The sequence below is a fragment of the Saccharothrix syringae genome, from assembly GCF_009498035.1.
In the GTDB taxonomy this organism is placed as follows: Bacteria; Actinomycetota; Actinomycetes; order Mycobacteriales; family Pseudonocardiaceae; genus Actinosynnema; species Actinosynnema syringae.
The window spans coordinates 389581-408911 of sequence record NZ_CP034550.1 but is presented as its reverse complement, the minus strand read 5'-3'; the positions used below and the strand labels follow the sequence as shown (position 1 = coordinate 408911).

17 protein-coding genes and 1 pseudogene are annotated in these 19331 nt (G+C 72.2%); 5 read left to right on the top strand and 13 right to left on the bottom strand.

Annotated elements, in window-relative coordinates; genetic code table 11:
- Window positions 1-106: 106 nt before the first annotated feature.
- The 3 genes from EKG83_RS01915 (at window position 107) to EKG83_RS01905 (ending at window position 4813) form a co-directional block, all read left to right on the top strand.
- The gene (locus EKG83_RS01915; protein WP_033432322.1) at window positions 107-1528 is read left to right on the top strand and encodes an MBOAT family O-acyltransferase; all 1422 of its coding nucleotides are present in this window, start codon (window positions 107-109) and stop codon (window positions 1526-1528) included.
- A 363-nt stretch (window positions 1529-1891) separates the two neighbouring features.
- Window positions 1892-3115: an MFS transporter gene (locus tag EKG83_RS01910; protein ID WP_033432323.1), complete on the top strand. Its 1224-nt coding sequence runs from the start codon at window positions 1892-1894 to the stop codon at window positions 3113-3115.
- 243 nt (window positions 3116-3358) lie between these two features.
- The gene (locus EKG83_RS01905) at window positions 3359-4813 is read left to right on the top strand and encodes a GGDEF domain-containing protein (protein WP_051766231.1); all 1455 of its coding nucleotides are present in this window, start codon (window positions 3359-3361) and stop codon (window positions 4811-4813) included.
- A gap of 22 nt (window positions 4814-4835) precedes the next feature.
- On the opposite strand, the gene EKG83_RS01900 is transcribed toward EKG83_RS01905, so the two are convergent.
- The 10 genes from EKG83_RS01900 to EKG83_RS01855 form a co-directional block, all read right to left on the bottom strand.
- Entirely contained in the window at window positions 4836-7463 is a 2628-nt protein-coding gene (locus EKG83_RS01900; RefSeq protein ID WP_033432324.1) for a fumarate reductase/succinate dehydrogenase flavoprotein subunit, read from the bottom strand.
- Complete coding sequence (locus tag EKG83_RS01895; RefSeq protein WP_033432325.1) at window positions 7463-8128, bottom strand: ABC transporter ATP-binding protein; 666 nt, start codon at window positions 8126-8128, stop codon at window positions 7463-7465. Before EKG83_RS01895 ends, EKG83_RS01900 begins: the two co-directional genes overlap by 1 nt.
- On the bottom strand, window positions 8125-8895 hold the full coding sequence (locus EKG83_RS01890; protein WP_084716657.1) for an ABC transporter permease: 771 nt from the start codon (window positions 8893-8895) through the stop codon (window positions 8125-8127). The genes EKG83_RS01895 and EKG83_RS01890 overlap by 4 nt, the downstream gene beginning before the upstream one ends.
- Window positions 8895-10238, bottom strand: a complete 1344-nt coding sequence (locus tag EKG83_RS01885; protein WP_033432327.1) for an ABC transporter substrate-binding protein — start codon at window positions 10236-10238, stop codon at window positions 8895-8897. The genes EKG83_RS01890 and EKG83_RS01885 overlap by 1 nt, the downstream gene beginning before the upstream one ends.
- Before the next feature lie 11 nt (window positions 10239-10249).
- The gene (locus EKG83_RS01880; protein ID WP_033432328.1) at window positions 10250-10477 is read right to left on the bottom strand and encodes an indolepyruvate ferredoxin oxidoreductase subunit alpha; all 228 of its coding nucleotides are present in this window, start codon (window positions 10475-10477) and stop codon (window positions 10250-10252) included.
- Window positions 10478-10643: 166 nt separating this feature from the next.
- Window positions 10644-11381 carry a GntR family transcriptional regulator gene (locus EKG83_RS01875; RefSeq protein ID WP_033432329.1) on the bottom strand — a complete coding sequence of 246 codons (738 nt, stop codon included), beginning with the start codon at window positions 11379-11381 and terminating at the stop codon, window positions 10644-10646.
- 137 nt (window positions 11382-11518) lie between these two features.
- Window positions 11519-12355 (bottom strand): metal ABC transporter permease, encoded by an 837-nt coding sequence (locus tag EKG83_RS01870; RefSeq protein ID WP_033432330.1) that lies wholly within the window; start codon window positions 12353-12355, stop codon window positions 11519-11521.
- A complete protein-coding gene (locus tag EKG83_RS01865; protein WP_033432331.1) occupies window positions 12355-13167 on the bottom strand; it encodes a metal ABC transporter ATP-binding protein in 813 nt (270 codons plus the stop codon). The genes EKG83_RS01870 and EKG83_RS01865 overlap by 1 nt, the downstream gene beginning before the upstream one ends.
- On the bottom strand, window positions 13164-14108 hold the full coding sequence (locus EKG83_RS01860) for a metal ABC transporter solute-binding protein, Zn/Mn family (RefSeq protein WP_033432332.1): 945 nt from the start codon (window positions 14106-14108) through the stop codon (window positions 13164-13166). The genes EKG83_RS01865 and EKG83_RS01860 overlap by 4 nt, the downstream gene beginning before the upstream one ends.
- Window positions 14109-14261: 153 nt before the next feature.
- The gene (locus EKG83_RS01855) at window positions 14262-15362 is read right to left on the bottom strand and encodes an ABC transporter ATP-binding protein (RefSeq protein WP_033432333.1); all 1101 of its coding nucleotides are present in this window, start codon (window positions 15360-15362) and stop codon (window positions 14262-14264) included.
- A 119-nt stretch (window positions 15363-15481) separates the two neighbouring features.
- On the opposite strand from EKG83_RS01855, the pseudogene EKG83_RS49490 reads away from it, so the two are divergent.
- Window positions 15482-15643 (top strand): annotated as a pseudogene (locus EKG83_RS49490) (histidine phosphatase family protein); the annotation flags it as partial.
- Between the two features lie 68 nt (window positions 15644-15711).
- A complete protein-coding gene (locus tag EKG83_RS48845) occupies window positions 15712-16035 on the top strand; it encodes a histidine phosphatase family protein (protein WP_051766232.1) in 324 nt (107 codons plus the stop codon).
- On the opposite strand, the gene EKG83_RS01845 is transcribed toward EKG83_RS48845, so the two are convergent.
- Genes EKG83_RS01845 through EKG83_RS01835 form a run of 3 tightly spaced genes read right to left on the bottom strand, consistent with a single transcriptional unit; the run spans window position 16025 to window position 19150 of the window.
- Window positions 16025-16918, bottom strand: coding sequence for a sugar ABC transporter permease (locus EKG83_RS01845; RefSeq protein WP_033432334.1), 894 nt, complete (start codon window positions 16916-16918; stop codon window positions 16025-16027). The two genes, EKG83_RS48845 and EKG83_RS01845, sit on opposite strands and share 11 nt — an antisense overlap.
- Complete coding sequence (locus EKG83_RS01840; protein WP_033432335.1) at window positions 16918-17853, bottom strand: carbohydrate ABC transporter permease; 936 nt, start codon at window positions 17851-17853, stop codon at window positions 16918-16920. Before EKG83_RS01840 ends, EKG83_RS01845 begins: the two co-directional genes overlap by 1 nt.
- A gap of 43 nt (window positions 17854-17896) precedes the next feature.
- Window positions 17897-19150 (bottom strand): extracellular solute-binding protein, encoded by a 1254-nt coding sequence (locus EKG83_RS01835; protein WP_033432336.1) that lies wholly within the window; start codon window positions 19148-19150, stop codon window positions 17897-17899.
- Window positions 19151-19331: the final 181 nt, after the last annotated feature.

Sequence of the window (19331 nt, the reverse complement as noted above, 5' to 3'; positions counted from 1 at the left end):
GGACCGTCGTGTCGAACCTTCCGGACCCCCGAGTTCTGCGTTCGGGGTGGTGCGAGGTGGGCGGTTTCGCTTCGGGGTGCCGGAGCGGCGGTTAGAGTCTGCGGCGATGTCCTTCGCCACGCCCCTGTTCCTGTGGTTCTTCCTGCCGGTCGTGCTCGCGGCCGTCCTCGTGGCACCCCGGAACCGGCGCAACGCCGTGGTCGCGGTGGCAAGCCTGCTGTTCTACGTGTCCGGCGCGGGCGGCACGACGCTGCTGCTGGTCGGGTGCATGGTGGTCAACTACCTGGCCGGGCGGCGGCTGGAGCCGGGCACGCCGGGTGACCGGCGGCTGGTGCTGGTCGGCACGATCGCGGTCGACCTGGGCGTGCTGCTGGTCTGGAAGTACGCCGGGTTCGCCACCCAGCAGCTGCACGACATCGCCTCGGTGGTGGGCGCCGACCTGCCGGTGGTGGAGCTGGCGCTGCCGATCGGCATCTCCTTCTACACCTTCCACCACATCTCCTACGTGGTGGACGTCTACCGCGGCGAGCGACCGGCGCTGCGCGACCCGGTCTCCTTCGTCACCTACATCGCGATGTTCCCGCAGCTGGTCGCCGGGCCGATCGTGCGGTTCCGGGAGATCGCCGACCAGCTGCCGCAGGAGCGCACGCACCGCCTGGACGACATCGCCGCGGGCTTCCCCCGCTTCGCGCTGGGCCTGTGCAAGAAGGTGATCGTCGCCGACTCGCTGGCCCCCGTGGTCGACGCCTGCTTCGCCACCCCGGGCGACGAGATGACCAGCGCCGTGGCGTGGCTGGGCGCGATCGCCTACACGCTCCAGCTCTACTTCGACTTCTCCGGCTACTCGGACATGGCCATCGGCCTGGGCCGGATGCTGGGCTTCCGGCTGCCGGAGAACTTCGCGCGCCCGTACTCCTCGGTCACCGTCACCGAGTTCTGGCGCCGCTGGCACATGTCGCTGTCCCGCTGGTTCCGCGACTACGTCTACATCCCGCTGGGCGGCAACCGCGGCGGCGTGCTGCGCACCTACCGCAACCTGACGGTTGTTTTCGTGCTCACCGGTTTCTGGCACGGGGCCAACTGGACGTTCCTGGTTTGGGGCCTCTTCCACGGCGCCCTGCTGGTCCTGGAACGCCGTTTCGGGTGGGAATCCGCGCCCGCCGCTACGGGCGCCCGAATTGCGCGCCGGGCGCTGACGGTGCTGCTGGTGCTTATCGGCTGGGTCTTCTTCCGGTCGCCCGATCTCGGTACGGCGTTCACAATCACCGGCCACTTGTTGTGGCCGGATTTCGGGGGCCCGACCGAGGCCGTGGCGGCGGCCGCGACCAATCAGCGCGTCGCCCTGCTCCTGGTCGCGCTGGCCGTCCTCGTGGTGCCGAACTCGCCGGTCACCGGCCCCTACCTGGAGGCGTCCCGGGCGCGGACGGCCACGGTGGCCAGGGTGTCGCTGATGACGGCGGGCGTGGCGTACGCGGCGATCCTGATCGCGAGCGGTACGTTCAGCCCGTTCCTGTACTACCAGTTCTGAAGATCATCACCGTCCCCGGACCGGAACAATTGGCACGCCGACCGGCGCCGAACCGGCCCGGCGACCGGCAGAACGCGCTGACCCGGTCGGACCAGCGGCGGGCGCCCCAATCGGCCCGCACCCCGACACAGGGTAGGCGAGTATTGCTCACCGGGGGTAACGAACGGTCAACTGTCAAGAAGAAGTCGCCCGTTTTTCGCTATTGTAACTACTTTATGTAACCGACCTGCTCCGTTCGGGTACACACTGTGGTAGGACAGAGATTGCACTTCCGGCAGCTTCTACCGTGCTAACCGAGGGAATTGTTACTTCGGGTGGGGGTAACGTGACTCACTCAGCGGGGCCGACCGGCCCGGGGCGCCCGTGACATCCGGGGGCACCGTCCGCGCGCTCGTGGGCAACCGCGAGTTCCGCGGCATGTGGATCGGTTCGACGGTGTCCACCGTGGGCGACCAGCTCGCGGCCGTGGCGCTGTCCCTCCTGGTGTTCGAGCGCACCCGGTCACCGGCCTGGACGGCGCTGACCTGGTCGTTGACCCTGTTCCCGCCGCTGGTCTCCGGCCCGCTGCTGGGCTGGGTCGCCGACCGCTTCCCCCGGCGCACGGTGATGGTCTGCTGCGCCTGGCTCCAGGCCGCGCTGATGGGCCTGATGGCCGTGCCCGGCGTGCCGCTGTGGCTGATGATCGCGCTGCTGGTGCTGGTGCTGATGATCTCGTCGCCGTTCCTGGCGGCCCAGGAGGCGAGCCTGCCGACCGTGCTGCCGGAGAAGCGCTACGACGACGGCGTGGCGCTGTTCGGCACGTCGGTGGACGTGGCGCAGATGGCCGGCCTGGCCGCGGCGGGCTTCCTGGTGACCGGCGCGGGCCCGCGGGTGGCGCTCGCCGCCAACGCGGTCACGTTCGTGCTCGTGGCGGTCCTGGTGCAGCTGTCGGTGCGGCACCGGCCCGCGGCCGACCCGCTGGGCGCGCATCGGGATCCCGAAGGGCCCAGGGGCGCGTTCACGCTCCTGGTCACCGAGCCCCGGCTGCGCAGCCTGATGGGCATGCGCCTGCTCGCCGGGCTCGCCATGGTCCCCGAGGGGCTGGCCGTGCCGCTGGCGGCGGACCTGGGCGCGATCTGGGCCGTCGGCCTGATCCTGGCCATCGAACCCGCGGCCAACGTGCTGGGCGTCGCGCTGCTGTTCCGGCTGGTGCGCGACCCGGCCAAGCGCGAGCGGCTCATCGGCCCGCTGGCGATCCTGTCGCTCGCGCCGCTGGTCATGTTCGCGCTGGACCCGAACCTGACCTGGACCATCGCGCTGCTGGTCATCGCCGGTATGGCCGGGGCGTACCACACGCCGGCGCGGTCGGCGTGGATGCGCATCCTGCCCGACGCGTACCGGGGCCGGGCGTACGGCATCGGCCGGGCGGCGCTGCGCTCGTCGCAGGGCGGCGGCATGGCCTTGGCCGGCGTCGTGGCCCACTCCATCGGGTCGGTCACGGCGACCATCGCGGGCGCGGGCGGCATCGGCCTGCTGCTCGCGACGCAGGCGACCGTGGCCTGGCGACGGGCCCGCTCCCGGCACGACCCGGAGGCGGTGGCGATCTGAAACGGAGCCATCACATATCGCGATTGTCAAACATGAAGGGCCCCTCGGCTGCGGCCCGCTAGACAGCGGGCACGTACGGTGAACACTCGGTCCGGGACGATGGAGTGAAAGGTGGCTTCACATGTCGCGGTTGCGCATGGCGAACACCTCCTCGGAGCGCGTCCCGAGCACCGACGTGCGGCTGCGAACGGCGTTCGCGATGCGAAGCCGCGCAGAGGCTAGGGGGTCTTGGTGAAGAACAGTTTGACTGACCGGAAGGCGCCTGGGGCAGTCGGCTGGACCCCGATCGGGAAGTGGGACCTGTGGTCCCTCCGGCCTGCCGCCCTGACGTACTTCCTCGTCGTCGAATCGGTCGTGGCCGCGGCCGCCCTCTGGCTGCTGACCTCGGTCGACTCGGTGGGCGACGCGGACTGGCTGCGGTTCGCCGCGGTGATGTTCGCGATCACCGTGCACCTGATGATCGTGCGCCGGGCCGAGGAGTCGCGGCGCGACGAGTCGTCGGGCCCGCACATCGACCTCACGTCGGTCTGGACGTTCGCCGCCGCCATCGCGCTGCCCGGCGCCCTGGCCGTGCTGGCCACGATCTGGATGCGCATCCTCATCCAGCCGATCGCGCGGCGGCAGCCGCACCGGTTCGTGTTCTCCACCGCGAGCATCCTCGGCGGCACCATGCTGGGCGGGGCCGTGGTGCACCTGTCCGGCGCGTCCCTGATCGCCACCGGCCACGTGGTGCCCGACCTGTGCCTGGTGCTGGTGCTCATCGGCGCCGCGGTGGTCAACTGGGGCGCGCAGGGCATGAACATCGCGGTCGCGCTGAAGATCGTCACCCCGCACACCCGGATCAAGGAGTTCCTGGGCTCGCGGACGGACAACATGCTGGAGCTGTCCACGCTCGGCGCGGGCGCCATGCTCGGCATGCTGATGACCACGCACTGGGTGGGCCCGCTGCTGCTGGTGTTCCCGGTGATCCTGGTCAACTCGCTGCTCTACCGCGCCGCGGAGCGGCGGGCGCACCTGGAGCGGCTGCTGCGCGAGCAGGAGCAGCTGCACGCGCGGCTCACCGAGGACGCGCACACCGACTACCGGACCGGGCTGCTCAACACCAACGGCCTGGCCGAGTACGCCCACCGGCTCACCGAGCGCTGCCGGCACGACAACCAGCCGGTGACGGTGCTGGCCATCGACCTGGACCACTTCAAGCGGATCAACGACACCTGGGGCCACCCGGCGGGCAACGCGGTGCTGGCCGAGGTGGGCCGCATCCTGCGGGAGAAGCTGCGGCCGGGCGACGTGGCCGGGCGCGACGGCGGCGAGGAGTTCGTCGTGGTCCTCGCCGACACCGGCCTGGCGCAGGGCACCGCCATCGCCGAGCGGGTGCGCGAGGCGATCGGCGAGATGTCCGTGGTGACCACGGACAAGTACCGCAACACGGTGACCCTGCGCGGCCGCAACCTGCCGCTGACCGGGGACGACCAGGAGGTGCGCGCCATCTCCGCGTCCATCGGCGTGGCGGTGCTGCCCGAGCACGGCGAGTGCCTGAGCGACGCCCAGCACTACGCCGACGCGGCGCTCTACGCCGCCAAGGAGAACGGCCGCAACCAGGTGCGGGTGGCGGCCGGCGAGGTCCGGCTCCTGCCCGCGCCCCGGCTGGACCAGTCGGTGGAGGACGCGCTGGACGAGGTGACCCGCTCCGCGTAATCGGGCACGCCGGGGAGCGCGGTCAGCCGCCCTCCTGGAGGGCCTGCCGCGCGTACGCCCGTACATCGGCATCCGAGTCACCGAGTGCTCTTCCCAGAGCAGCAACGACCGCGGGCCTGTCGGCCCAGGCGTGGAGTACCCGCACGGCCGCCTTCCTAACATCGAGGTTCCCGTCGGCCAGCAGCCCGATCACCGCGTCGGCGTCCCCGACCGCCCACGCCGCGCCCACGCGCACCCGCCACTCCGGGTCGCGCAGCGCCGCGGCGGCCGGTCCGCGCAGCTCGGCGAAGCCCGCGCCGGACTCCAGGGCGGCGGCGCGCACCAGCGGGTCGGGGTCGTGCGCGAGCCGGACCAGCACGTCGGGTCGCGCGCGCAGGGTGCCCAGGCCCCTGGCGGTCAGCACGCGCAGCTCGCGCTCCGGGTCGTCCGCGCCCGCGGCCAGCGCGTCGGCCGCCCGCACGGCCACCAGGCCGCGCACCGCCCCGGCCCGCACCGCGGGCGCCGGGTCGGCCAGCGCGGCCGCGTAGGTCGCCTCGGTGCCCAGCTTCAACGCCCACAGCACCTCCAGCGCCGCGGCGCGGTGCGGTGACCGCTCCAGGGCCTCGCGCAGCGCCTCGCCCGGCGGCACGATCTCCACCAGCTCGCGCAGGCTCGCGCCCGCCGCCTCGCGCACCGACGGGTCGTCGTCCGCCATGGCCTCCACCAGGGCGAACTCGAACCCGGCGGGCACCACCTCGGTCAGCAGCGCCACCGCGGCCCGCCGCACGACCGGGTCGTCGTCGCGCAGGTACGGCGTGACCACCGCCAGCTCGGGCCGGGTGTCGGTGAGCGCCAGCAGCTCCAGCAGCCGCGGCGAGTCCGCGGTCCGCCGCCCCGCCTCGACGACCCGGGTCCCGGCCACCCGCACCTCGCGGCCGGCCAGCACCTCCACCTCGCCGGGCGGCGGCGTGAAACCCTCCACCGGCACCAGGTACGGGTGCACCGGCCGCTTGACGAACTCGGCCCGCCCGTCCGCCCCCTTGCGCACGTTGAGGTGGTGGAACCACGACTCGTCGTCGCGCCCGGGCAGGTCGACGCGGTCGTGGTAGAGGCCCCAGCGGCTCTCGGTCCGGGTCAGCGACGCGTGCGCGGCCAGCTCGGCGCAGTCCCGGATGAACGTCACCTCGGCGCACCGCATCAGCTCGTGCGGGGTGCGCGCGCCCATGCCCTCGACCTCGGCCCCCATCCGCACGAACGCCTCCAGCGCCAGCTCCAGCCTGGTGCCGCTCTTGGGCGGGGCCACGTAGTCGTTGACCAGCCGCCGCAGCTTGTACTCGACCTGCGGCTGCGGCGGCCCGTCCGGGTTGCGCAGCGGCCGGTAGACCAGCTCGTGGGCCTGCCCGACCTGGTCCTCCGGCAGCGGGACGCGGTCGCCGAGGTGGGTCGACGCGTGCGCGCCCGCCAGGTCGCCGAACACGAACGCGCCGAGCATGTAGTTGTGCGGCACGCACGCCAGGTCGCCCGCCGCGTACAGGCCGGGCACGGTGGTCAGGCCGTTCTCGTCCACCCACACGCCGCTGGCGGAGTGGCCGCCGCACAGGCCGATCTCGGAGATGTGCATCTCCACGTCGTGGGTGCGGTAGTCCCGGCCGCGGCCGGCGTGGAACGTGCCGCGGGTGGGCCGCTCGGTGGTGTGCAGGATCGTCTCCAGCGCCGCCACCGACTCCTCGGGCAGGTGCGTGGTCTTGAGGTAGACCGGGCCGCGCGCGGAGGCGATCTCGGCGGCCACCTCGGCCATCATCTGCCCGGACCAGTAGTCGCAGTCGACGAACCGCTCCCCCTCGGCGTTGACCTGGTAGGCGCCGAACGGGTTGCCGACGTACGCGCACGCCGGGCCGTTGTAGTCCTTGATCAGCGGGTTGACCTGGAAGCACTCGATGCCCGACAGCTCGGCGCCCGCGTGGTAGGCCATCGAGTAGCCGTCGCCGGCGTTGGTGGGGTTCTCGTAGGTGCCGTAGAGGTAGCCGCTGGCGGGCAGGCCCAGCCGGCCGCACGCGCCGGTGGCCAGCACGACCGCGCCCGCGGAGACCACCACGAACTCGCCGGTGCGGGTGTTGAACCCGGCCGCGCCGACCGCGCGGCCGCCGGAGACGAGCACGCGCACCGGCATGACCCGGTTCTCGATGGTGATCCGCTCGCGCATCCGGCGCTCCCGCATCACCCGGTAGAGCACCTTCTTGACGTCCTTGCCCTCGGGCATCGGCAGCACGTAGCTGCCGGACCGGTGGACCTGCCGGACGTGGTACTCCCCCGCCTCGTCCTTCTCGAACTTCACCCCGTACCGCTCCAGCCGCTGCACCATGGCGAAGCCGCGGGTCGCGGTCTGCATCACGGTGCGCTGGTCGACGATGCCGTCGTTGGCGCGGGTGATCTCGGCGACGTAGTCGCGCGGCGCGGCCTTGCCGGGGATGACCGCGTTGTTCACCCCGTCCATGCCCATGGCCAGCGCGCCGGAGTGCCGGACGTGCGCCTTCTCCAGCAGCAGCACGTCCCGGCCGTGCTCGGCGGCGGTGATGGCGGCCATCGAGCCCGCCGTGCCGCCGCCGATCACCAGCACGTCGCAGGACAGCTCCACCCGGTCCGCGGGCTGCGGTGCCTGGAAAGCGGTCATCAGCCCATCACCGCCGCCAGGATCGCCTCGCGCCGCACGTCGACCTCGCCCGCGCCCAGCACGACCACCCGGTCGCCCAGCCGCACGGCCTCGTCCACGTCGTGCGTCACGAAGATCGTCGTCGTCCCCGTCTCCCGCAGCACCTCGACCACCAACTCCTGCATCGCCGCCCGGGTCTGCGCGTCCAGCGCGCCGAACGGCTCGTCCATCAGCACCAGCTTCGGCCCCTGCGCGAGCGTGCGGGCCAGCTGCACGCGCTGCCGCATGCCGCCGGACAGCTCGCGCGGCAGGTACCGCTCGAAGTCCGCCAGGCCCACCCGGGCCAGCCACGCCCGCGCCCGCGCCCGCCGCTCCGGGCGGCCCACGCCGCCCAGCGCCAGCGGCAGCTCGACGTTGCGCAGGGCGTTGCGCCACGGCAGCAGGCCGTCCTCCTGGAACACCACGGCGCGGTCCCGGGACGTGCCGCGCACCGGCTCGCCGTCCACCAGGACCCGGCCCGCGGTGATGGGCAGCAGGCCCGCCACCGCGCGCAGCAGCGTCGACTTGCCGCACCCGGACGGCCCGGCCACCACCAGCAGCTCGCCGGGCGCCACGACCAGGTCCAGGTCGCGCAGCACGGGCGTGCGGCCGTAGCCCGCGGTCAGCCCCTCGATCACCACGCTCACGCCCGCGCCTCCCTCGGCAGCCAGCGGGTGGCGCGGCGGCCCAGCAGCTCCACCGCGGCCGAGGTGAGCCAGCCGAGCAGGCCGATGGTGACCATGCCGACGACCACGCCCGGGTAGTCCACCACCGTGTACGCCTGCCAGGTGCGGTAGCCGACGCCGAACCGGCCGGAGATCATCTCGGCGGAGATCACGCAGATCCACGACACGCCCACGCCGACCGACAGGCCGCCGAACACGCCGGGCAGCGTGCCCGGCAGCACCACCCTGGTCAGCACCTGGCGGCGGTTGCCGCCCATGGTGCGGATCGCGTCCTCCCAGATGGTCGGCAGCGCCCGCACGGCGTGCCTGGTGCTGACCAGGATCGGGAAGAAGGCGGCGACGAAGGTGATGAACACGATGCCCTGCTCGTCGGTGGGGAACAGCAGGATCGCGATCGGCACCAGCGCGATCGCCGGGATGGGCCGCGCCACCTCCAGCAGCGGCCCGAGCAGGTCGTTGAGCAGCCGCGACCGCGCCACCGCCACGCCCAGCGCGGTGCCCAGCAGCGCCGCCAGCGAGAACCCGGCGCCGATCCGGCCCAGGCTGCTGGCCAGGTCCTGGTGGAACTCGGGCAGCACCACCTGGACCGCGAACCGCTGCGCGACCTCCACCACGGTCGGCAGCTGGTCGAACCGCAGCCAGACCCGCGCGCCCGTGGCGGTCAGCACCTGCCACAGCAGCAGCCCCGCGGCCAGCGAGGCCGGCCGCAGCACCCAGCGCCCGGCCATCACGCCCCCACCGCGTCCAGCGCCTGGGCGAAGGTCAGCACGTCGCCGTGCCGCTCCGCCGCCGCCTCGGTGGTGAACGGCAGCAGCCTCCCGCCCTCCCGCACCCAGAACGCGTGCTCGGCGAACCAGCGGGTGCCGGTCTCCGCGTCCGGGACGTAGGCGGTGCGCAGCTTCGCGCCGGTGGCCCTGACGAGCTTGAGCAGGCACTCCGGGGTGGCCGCGGGCCGGGGGGCCGCCTCGCCCTCGAACCACGCCTCGCCCGCCGTGGCCGGGTCGGACACCTCGACGCCGCACGCGGTGTCGGTGCCGGTGATCCGCGCGGGGTTGGCGGTGTCCTCGGTGGACTCGACGACCGTCTTCAGGGGACCGTCGTCGATGAACGCGTCCACGTCCAGCCCGTCGATGTTGCCGATGGACTTGAGGAACGGGACGTCGTCGCGCAGCGCCTGCCGCAGCACGGACTTCAGCGACAGGTCGAACGTGGCGATGCCGTTCGGTCCGTTGTAGAGGTACACGACCTCGGTGGGCAGGCCGGTCGCCCGCGCCACGGTCTCGGCCGCCGCCAAGGGGTTCTCGTGCAGGTACCGCGTGGCGTCGAGCTGGGCGCGCAGGAACTCCCGCAGCACGTCGGGCTGCGCGGTGGCGAACGGCTTGCGCACCACGACGCCGTGCAGGGTCGGGTGGTCCAGCGCCGCGCCGTCGTAGAGCAGCTTGGCCTGGCGGGCGAACACCAGCTGGCCCGGCCAGGCGACGAACTGCGACAGCGCGTCGACCCCGCCGCCCTGCAACGCCGAGGCGCCCACCTGCGGCTGCTGGTTCTCCACGGTCACCCCGACGCCGCCGAGGGCCCGGACGAGCGTGCCGTGGCCGGCCGAGCCGACGCTGGCGGAGACCTTGCGCCCCTTGAGTTCCGACAGGGTCTTGATGGTCGAGTCGGGGCGGACGACGACCATGTTGAGCGCGCCGCGCGCGTTGTAGCCGGTCACCGAGACCATGCGGGTGCCCTGGTCGCCCTGGTCCTGGGTGCGCGAGCCGTTGATGAGCAGCGGGTAGTCGCCCATCGACCCGATGTCGATCTTGCCGGCGATCATCTGGGCGGTGATGGGCGCGCCGGTGTCGTAGTCCTGCCAGGTCACCTCGTACCTCTTGCCGGTGCGCCGGCCGAGTTCTCCGAGGCGTTCCTCGAAGTAGCCCTGCGCGCGCAGCAGGGTGCCGGCGGTGACGGTGTTGATGGTCTTGGACTGGTAGCCGACGACGACGGGCACGGCGTCGCCCTCGGCGGAGCCCGTACCGCACCCGGCGGCGGCGAGCAGCACGGTGACGGCGGTCAGCTTGCGCAGCACCGGATCTCCTTTCACCGCAGCAGGTAGGGCATGTTGATGTGGACGGCGCCCGTGGGGCAGCGCGCGGCGCACGGGCCGCAGTACCAGCACTCGTCGACGTGCATGTGGGCCTTGCCGGTCTCCGGGTGGATGGCCAGCGAGTCGAGCGGGCACATGTCCACGCACAGCCGACAGCCTTCGATGCACAGGGATTCGTCGATCGTCACCGGGACGTCGACGCGTTGGTTGACCAAGGGCATGGGTGTGCTCCTGTTTCGGGGCGGGGTTTTCCGGGCGGGGTTTTCCGGGCAGGCTGAAGCGCCCGAGGGGTCAGTTCGGGATGTGGTCGGTCAGGAGGGGGTCAGCGACAGATCGCTGATGCTTGCAAGCGCAGGTCCACGTGCAGGCGGAAGCGCGGGAAGACGTTCACGGCGTCCTCCGGCACTCGGCCCGCATGGTCAGCCGGTCGCCGCGCATGCGGATGAACTCCAGGTCCACCGGGCGGCCGTCGGCGAAGCGGCTCAGCCGCTCGACCACCAGCAGCGCGGCGCCCCGCGGCACCTCCAGCACGGCGGCCGAGTGCAGGTCGGCGTTGACCGCTTCCAGGGCGACCTCGGCGGTGCCCAGGCGGCGGCCCGAGGTCTGCTCGATCAGCGAGAAGATGTCGCGGTTGCGCAGGTCCTCACCCAGCAGCGGGGTGCCGACGTCGACCGGCAGGTAGGTCAGGTCGAGCGAGAGCGGCAGGCCGCCCAGCCGGCGCAGCCGCTCGACGTAGACGACCGGCTCGCCGTCTGCGAGCCCCAGGCGCCGCGCCACCGACGACGGCGGCTTGATGGGCCCGGCCGCTCGCACGTCGTTGGTCACCTCGCCGTGCTCGTGCAGCGTCTCGGCCAGGCCCATGAGCCGGCCCAGGCCGTGGGGGTACTTCTCGGTGACCACGACCGTGCCGACGCCGGGCACGCGCTCGATCAGGCCCTCCTCGCGCAGCAGGTCCAGCGCCTCGCGGATGGTGTTGCGGGAGGCGGAGAACTCGGCGGCGAGGAACCGCTCGTCGGGCAGCACGCCGTCCGGGTACGCCCGCTGCACAACCTGCTGGCGGATCACGTCGGCCGCCTGCCGCGCCCGGTCGGCGCGCAGGCGCCGGTCCGGTGCGCTGCTGCTCATGCGCCACAGTCTGGGTCACCGACGCGGAACGGCTCGTTACGGGGAAGTTACGCCACCCAGGTCAGCCCGGTCGTGACCGCTGACCTGGGCAAGCGCGGGCCCGGGGGCGCGCCTGCGCCACCCCGGCCCCGTCCCACCTAGTGGACGCGCTCCCGCTTGCGGCTCGCGAACCGGCAGACGAGGTAGATCAGGAACGACACGGCGGTCACGAACACGCTCACCGGCATGCCCGGCGCCAGCGAGAGCAGCATCCCGCCCAGCACCGACACCTCGGCGAACACCACGGCCAGCACGGTGGCCCGCAGCGGGCTCGCGGTGACCCGGCTCGCCGCGGCCGCGGGCGTGATCATCAGCGACAGCACCAGCAGCGCGCCCACGACCTGCACGCTCAAGGCGGTGGCCACGCCGACCAGCACCGCGAACACCACGGCCAGCGCGCGCAGCGGCACGCCCCGCGCCAGCGCCACCGCCGGGTCGACGCTGGCGAACAGCAGCGGGCGGTAGATGAGGGCGAGCACCGCCAGCACGGCCGCCGACGAGCCGACCAGCAGCCACAGGTCGGTCGAGCCGACGCTGACCACCTGGCCGACCAGCAGGCCGAACTTGTTGGCCGCCCGGCCGCTGTAGAGGGCCTGGAACAGCACGCCCAGCCCCAGCCCGAACGCCAGGACCGCGCCGATCACCGAGTCGCGGTCGGACTCGCGCCCGCTGAGCAGGCCCAGCAGCAGCGCGGCGACCACCGACCCGGCCAGCGCGCCGTACCCGACGCCGACGCCGAGCAGCAGGGCCGCCGCGCCGCCGGTGAACGCCAGCTCGCTCGTGCCGTGCACGGCGAAGGCCATCCGCCTGCTGACCACCAGCGGGCCGAGCACGCCCGCCACCAGGCCGAGCACCGCGCCGGCCAGCAGCATGTCGCGCACGAAGCCGTACGCCAGCAGGTCGGCGGTCAGCCCCCAGTCGAAGAAGTTCTCCATCAGCCCTCATCCGCCACGTGGTGCGGCTCCTCCTCGCACACGTGCTGCGCGCCGACCACGTGGATCTGGTCGCGCACGCGGACCACCTCGACGTTCGTGCGGTACAGCTCGCTGAGCACCCGCGAGGTCATCACCTCGGCGGGCGGGCCGATCCGGAACCGGCCCTCGACCAGGTACAGCACCCGGTCGACCAGCGGCAGGATCGGGTTGATCTCGTGGGTGACGAACAGCACGGCCGTGCCCGCGGCACGCCTGCGGGCGTCGATCAGGTCGCTGACCACGCGCTGGTGGGCGAGGTCGAGGGAGAGCAGCGGCTCGTCGCACAGCAGCACGCCGGGGTCGCCGACCAGCGCCTGCGCCACCCGCAGCCGCTGCTGCTCGCCGCCGGAGAGCAGGCCGATCGGCTCGTCGGCGTACCTGGTGGCGCCCACCGCGGCCAGCGCCGCGTCCACCTTCTCCCGCCGCTCGCGCCTGCCGCGCAGGCCCACGCCCCAGCCGTGGCCGTCCAGGCCGAAGCCGACCAGGTCGCGGGCGCGCACGGTGAGCGTGGCGTCGACGGCGCGCTGCTGCGGGATGTAGCCGACGCACCGGTTGCCGCCCTCCACCCGCACCGTGCCCGCGGACAGCGGCTGGAGGCCGAGCAGCACCCGGATCAGGCTGGTCTTGCCCGAGCCGTTGGGCCCGAGCACGGCGACGAACTCGCCGGGCGCCACGTCGAGGTCCAGGCCGTCCCACAGCACGCGGTCGCCGTAGGCCAGCCGCGCGCCGCGCAGCGCCACCGCCGCCCGCGTGCCGGCGAGTTGAGCCGTCATGCGCCCAGCGCCCCCGCCAGCGAGTCCACCTGCTTGGTCATCCAGTCAAGGTAGCCGGTCGCCCCCTCGGGCAGCGTCTCGGTCACCTCGACGACGGGAAGACCGGCCGATCGGGCCTTCTCCACCACCTGACCGGTGGCGGCGTTCTCGGTCTGGGCGTTGTTGACCAGGGCGGCGACCTGCTTCCGCTCGACCAGGGTCAGCACCTCGGCCAGCGCGGCGGCGGGCACGTCGGTCTCCTGCTCGACGGCGTCGGCGAACGACTCGGGGGTGACGTCCTCCACGCCCGCGGCGTCGAGCAGGTAGTGGGCGACCGGCTCGGTCTGGACGACCTTCCGGCCCGCGCCCCTGCCCTCGATCCTGGCGGTCAGCTCGTCGAGCCCGGCGCCGAGGTCCTTCGCGTTGGCCTCGAAGGCCGCCTTCTTGTCGGGCGCGATCGCGCCGAGGTCGGCGGCGGCCTGCTCGGCGACCCGCTGGACGGTCCCGAAGTCGTACCAGACGTGCTCGTTGACGGCGTGGTCGTGGTCGTGGCCCTCCTCCCCGGCGGGCTCCTCCTCGGCGTGGTCGTGGTCGGCCGCCTTGCCGGAGAGGGGGAACGCCTCGATCTTCCTCGCGCCCTCGGTCTCCGGGCCGAGCAGGGTGGCGAAGAAGTCGTCGTAGCCGCCGCCGTTGAAGACCACCAGGTCGGCGTCGCGCACCGCGGCCACGTCGGCGGGCCTGCTCTCGTAGGAGTGGGGGTCGCCGGACGGGTCGTCGATGATCGAGGTGACCTCGACCGCGTCGCCGCCGACGGCCTGGACCACGCTGCCCCACACGTTCGTGGACGCCACCACCTTGATCCGGCCGTCGTCGGCGGCGGGGGCGCCCCGGTCACCACAGGCCGTGAGGGCGACGGCGGTCATGGCGGCCACCGCCCCGAGCATCGCGTTGCGGACGGTCATGAGCGCACTCCTCGACAGGTGGACCTACAGGCAATGGAAACCGTTGTCGAGTTCAGTTTAGAACGCTCCGCGACCGGTCCCTCCACCGACCGGGTGGTTCCCGCACGCGGAAGGGGCCGTCCCGCGCGCGGGACGGCCCCTCCGGGTCCGACGTCAGTCGGTCAGGCGCAGCCCGGTCTCCGGGTGGAACAGGTGGACCTCGCCGGCGTCGCGCACGGCGATCTTCACCGTCTGGCCCAGGGTCGGCGGCGTGCGGCCGTCCACGCGGACCACGAACCGCTCCGGGGTGCCGTTGATGCGCACCGAGCCGTGCAGCAGGGCGTCCGCGCCCAGCTCCTCGACCAGCTCGACGACCAGCTCCACGCCCTGCTCGGACGAGCTGACCAGGCCCAGCGACTCGGGCCGGACGCCGAAGGTCACCTCGGACAGGCCCTCGGCCGCGGCCCGGTCCAGCGCGCGGCGCTCCAGCGGCACCACGACGCCGTCGAGCTTGGCGCCCTCGGAGGTCAGCGGCACGGTCTTGAGGTTCATCGCGGGCGAGCCCATGAACCCGGCGACGAACGCGTTGGCCGGCTTGTCGTACAGCGCGCGCGGGGTGTCGCACTGCTGGAGCAGGCCGTCCTTGAGCACCGCGACGCGGTGGCCCATGGTCATGGCCTCGACCTGGTCGTGCGTCACGTAGATGGTGGTGGTGCCGAGCCGGGCCTGGAGGGCGGCGATGTTCGCGCGGGTCTCCACGCGCAGCTTCGCGTCCAGGTTGGACAGCGGCTCGTCCATGAGGAACACGGAGGGCTCGCGCACGATCGCGCGGCCCATCGCGACGCGCTGGCGCTGACCACCGGACAGGGCCTTCGGCTTGCGGTCCAGGTACTTGGTCAGGTCGAGCATCTTGGCCGCCTCGGCGACCTTCTCCCTGATCTCCGCCTTGTTCACGCCGCGGAGCTTGAGCGCGAAGCCCATGTTCTCGGCGACGGTCATGTGCGGGTAGAGCGCGTAGGACTGGAACACCATGGCGATGTCGCGGCCCTTCGGCGGGACGTTGGTCACGTCCTTGCCGCCGATGTGGATCGCGCCCTCGTCGACGTCCTCCAGGCCCGCGAGCATGCGCAGCGCGGTGGACTTGCCCGAGCCGGACGGACCGACCAGGACGAGGAACTCGCCGTCGGCGACATCCAGGGACAACTCGTCGACCGCGCGGACCGGCGGGTTGCCGGAGAAGACCCGCGACGCCTTGACGTAGGCGACCTCAGCCATGTGACGCACCTTTCACTACCAAGCTTTGTCGCAACGTTAGGCATTGCAAGCGCTTACGGGAACGGGTGGATTGGTCTAATTCCGACCGGGGCCGCGCCGGGTCTGGTACTGCTGGGGACATGCCCACCGACCTGGTGCTCGTCCGTCACGCGCGCTCCGTCATCCCCACGCCCGGCGGCCCGGACGAGCTGCACCGACCGCTCCAGGAGCGCGGAATGGCACAGGCCCGCGCCCTCGTCGGCACCCTGCTGCCCCTCGAACCGACCGCCGTGGTGTCCAGCCCGTACCCGCGGGCGGTGCGGACGGTCGCGCCGACCGCCGAGGCCGCCGGGCTCGTGGTGGACGCCCGGTGGGGCTGCGGGAGTGGGACTCGGGCCTCGAACCCACCCCCGACCACGCCCGCCACCACCGGTACAGCTGGGACCACCCCGCCGAGGCGCGGCCCGGCGGCGAGGGCCTCGAAGCGCTCACCGCGCGCGCCCTCGCGGCACTCGGCGAGGTCGCCGCCGAGCACCCCGGCGGGGTGGTCCTGGTCGGCACGCACGGCACGTTCGCCGCGCGCGTGCTGCTCGCCGCCGGCCGCCGCGTGGACTGGTCCGTCGTGCGGGACATGCCCATGCCGGCGGTCCACCGGGTGCGGTGGGACGGCGGCCCCACCGCGGTCACCCCTTGACCGCGCCCGAGGACAGGCCGGTCACCAGGAACCGCTGCACCAGGTAGAACACGACGATCGCGGGGATGGCGACCAGGATCGACGCCGCCGCCAGGTGGCCCCACTCGGTCCGGTTCTGCTGCACGAACACCTGGAGGCCGACCGCCAGCGTCTTCGACTCGTCGGCCGCGGACAGGAACGCCGAGGCGAACGCCACCTCGCCCCAGGCGGTGAGGAACGCGTAGAACGCGGTCACCGCCAGGCCCGGCCGGGCCAGCGGCAGCACCAGCCGCCAGAAGACGCCGAACGGCGACAGGCCGTCCACGCGGCCCGCCTCGTCGATGTCGCCGGGGATGGTGTCGAAGTAGCCCTTGAGCATGTAGGTGCAGAACGGCACCGCGGTGGTGCAGTACACCAGCACCAGGCCGAACGAGGTGCCCTGGAGCCCCAGCGCGAGCAGGATGTTGTAGAGCGGCACGATCAGCACCGCGAACGGGAACATCTGCACGACCAGGAACGACAGCATCAGCGACCGCTTGCCCGGGAACCGGAACCGCGAGGCCGCGTAGCCGGTGGTGGCCGACAGGAACACCGACAGCACCGTGGTCAGCAGCGCGATCACCACGGAGTTGCCGAACCAGGCCAGGAAGTCGCCCTTCTCCCCGGACAGGATGCGGGTGTAGTTGTCCAGGCTGGACTCGTTGACCAGCTTCGGCGTGGTCTCCACGGCCCGCGCGTCCGGCTTGAACGAGGTCACCAGCACCCAGAACACCGGGAACACCGCGATCAGCGACGCCGTCACCAGCGCCGCGTGCAGCCCGAAGCTGGCGAGCCGGGACCGCTCCGAGCGCTTGAGCGCCCGGGTCGGCTGGACCGCCTTGAAGGAAGCCGCCTCGACCGACATCACCACACCTCGCCTTGCTTGCGCAGCGCGCGCCGGTACACGCCCGCGAACACGAGCAGCACGGACAGGATCAGCACGCCGTAGGTGGACGCCACCGCGAAGTCGCGGGACGCGCCGGAGAAGAACCGCTCGAACGCGTAGGTCACCAGGATCCGCGTGTTCGGGTTCGGCCCGGTGATCAGGTAGATGATCGCGAACATGTTGAACGTCCAGATGATGCCCAGCAGCACCACGGTGCTCGACACCGACTGCAGGCCGGGCAGCGTCACGTGCCGGAACCGCTGCCACGGCGTGGCGCCGTCCACCTCGGCCGCCTCGTAGAGGTCGCCGGGGATGGACTGGAGGCCGCCCAGCAGCGCCACCATCATGAACGGCACGCCGAGCCAGATGTTGACGATCATGACCGCGACCAGCGCCCAGTCGGACTGGCCGAGCCACACCGGGTCGGGCAGGCCGACGGCGCGCAGGGCCTGGTTGATGATCCCGTACTGCGCGTTGAACATGTACTTCCACGCGAACGCGCTGATGAACGCGGGCACCGCCCACGGCAGGATCAGCAGCACCCGGTACACCGCCCGGCCGCGCACCTGCCGGTTGAGCAGCAGCGCCAGGCCCAGGCCGATGGTGTAGTGGAAGAACACGCAGCCGAACGTCCAGATCAGCGTGCGGACCAGCGTGCCCCAGAAGGCGCCGTAGCTGGCGTCGCCGGACAGGATGTTCAGGTAGTTGTCCAGGCCAACGGAGACGTAGGTCGCCGGGCGGTCCAGGACCGGGTTGGCGATGTTGCCCTCGTTGATGTTGGTGAAGGTGAAGAACACGCCCTGGGCGAGCGGGAACAGCACCAGCACCGCGATGACCACCACGACCGGCAGCACCATCGCGTACGCGTACCAGTGCCGGTCCAGGAACCTGCGCACCGAAGTCTCCCTTCGCATGCCGGTGAGGGCTCCCCCGGCGGGGAAGCCCTCACGCGGCGTGTCAGCCGACGGTGTAGTCCGGGACGACGGTGTCCTTGTAGGTCTTGGCGACCTCGTCCAGGGCCGTCTTGGCGTCCTTCTTGCCGGCGAGCACGTCGGCGTAGGCGATCTTCAGCGGGTCGAACAGCTGGCCGCCCTCGGGGATCCAGGCGCGCGGGTGCGCGGCGGCGACCACCGGCTCGAACGCGGACACGACCGCGTTGGCCTTGACGTCGGCGTTGTCGTAGGCCGACTTGCGGGTGGGCAGCAGGCCCAGCTCCTTGGCCACGGTCACCTGCGACTCGACGCTGCTCAGGCAGGCGATGAGCTTGACCGCGGAGTCCTTGGCCTTGGTGCCCTGGCGGATGACGTAGTCGTGGCCGCCGACCGGCGCGGTGCCCTCGCCGGCGGTGGTGCCGGGGACGGGCGCGATGCCGAGGTTCGCGGCGTCGGTGAACGCGGTGCCCTTGAGGTAGTCGGCGACCGACCACGGGCCGTTGACCACCATGGCGACCTCGCCGGAGGTGAACGCGGCCTGCATGTTGTTGTAGGAGTTGGCCGGGTCGAGCGCGGTGGTCGCGGCCTTGGCGTCCAGCAGGCCCTTGGCGGTCTCCAGCGCCTCGACGTTCTCGGGGGAGTTGACCACGATCTTCTTCGCGTCGGCGTCGACCAGGTCGCCGCCCGCGCCGTAGATGAACGGCAGCGCGTAGTACGCGTCGTTGTTGATGAAGATGGTCTTCTCGCCGCCCAGCTTGGCCGCGACGGCCTTGACCTCGTCCCAGGTCTTCGGCGGCTCGACGCCCGCGTCGGCCAGCAGCTTCTTGTTGTAGAACAGCGCCAGCGAGTCGGTGACCTGGGGCACGCCGTAGGTCTTGCCCTCGAACTTGGTGGAGCCCAGCGGGGTCTCCAGGAAGTCGGCGGTGTCGTTGGCCAGCTCCGTGCCGGTCAGGTCGACGACGTAGCCCAGCTTGGCCAGCTGCGGGACCCAGGCGACCTCGGCGCGGAACACGTCGGGGCCCTGCCCGCCCTGGGCGGCGGTCCGGTAGTTGTTGAGGGCCTGGTCGAAGGCGACCGTCTCGGTCTTGACCTTGTAGCCGCCCTTGGTGGCGCAGTCCTGCGCGAGCCTGCTGAACACCGGGCTCTCGTTCGGCCCGCTGGTGTCCCAGAAGGTGACCTCGCCGGAGTCCCCGGCGTCCGATCCGCCACCACCGCCGCACGCGGTGAGGACGAGGGCGCTTGCTGCCGCCACTGCGGTCACGAGGGTGGTACGTCGCATCGTTGCTGTCGTCCCTCCTGCTGGACCTTCATCGCGATGAAGGCTCTTGCAAGAACTTGCGAAATTGTTGACGCGGATTTCATCCCGCCGACCAGGGCCGGGTCAAGGCCAGGACGGTAACCAAGCCGTAACGGCCCAGCGCGCACGGGCGAAACGCGGGTCGGCGTTGCAAAAATTTGCC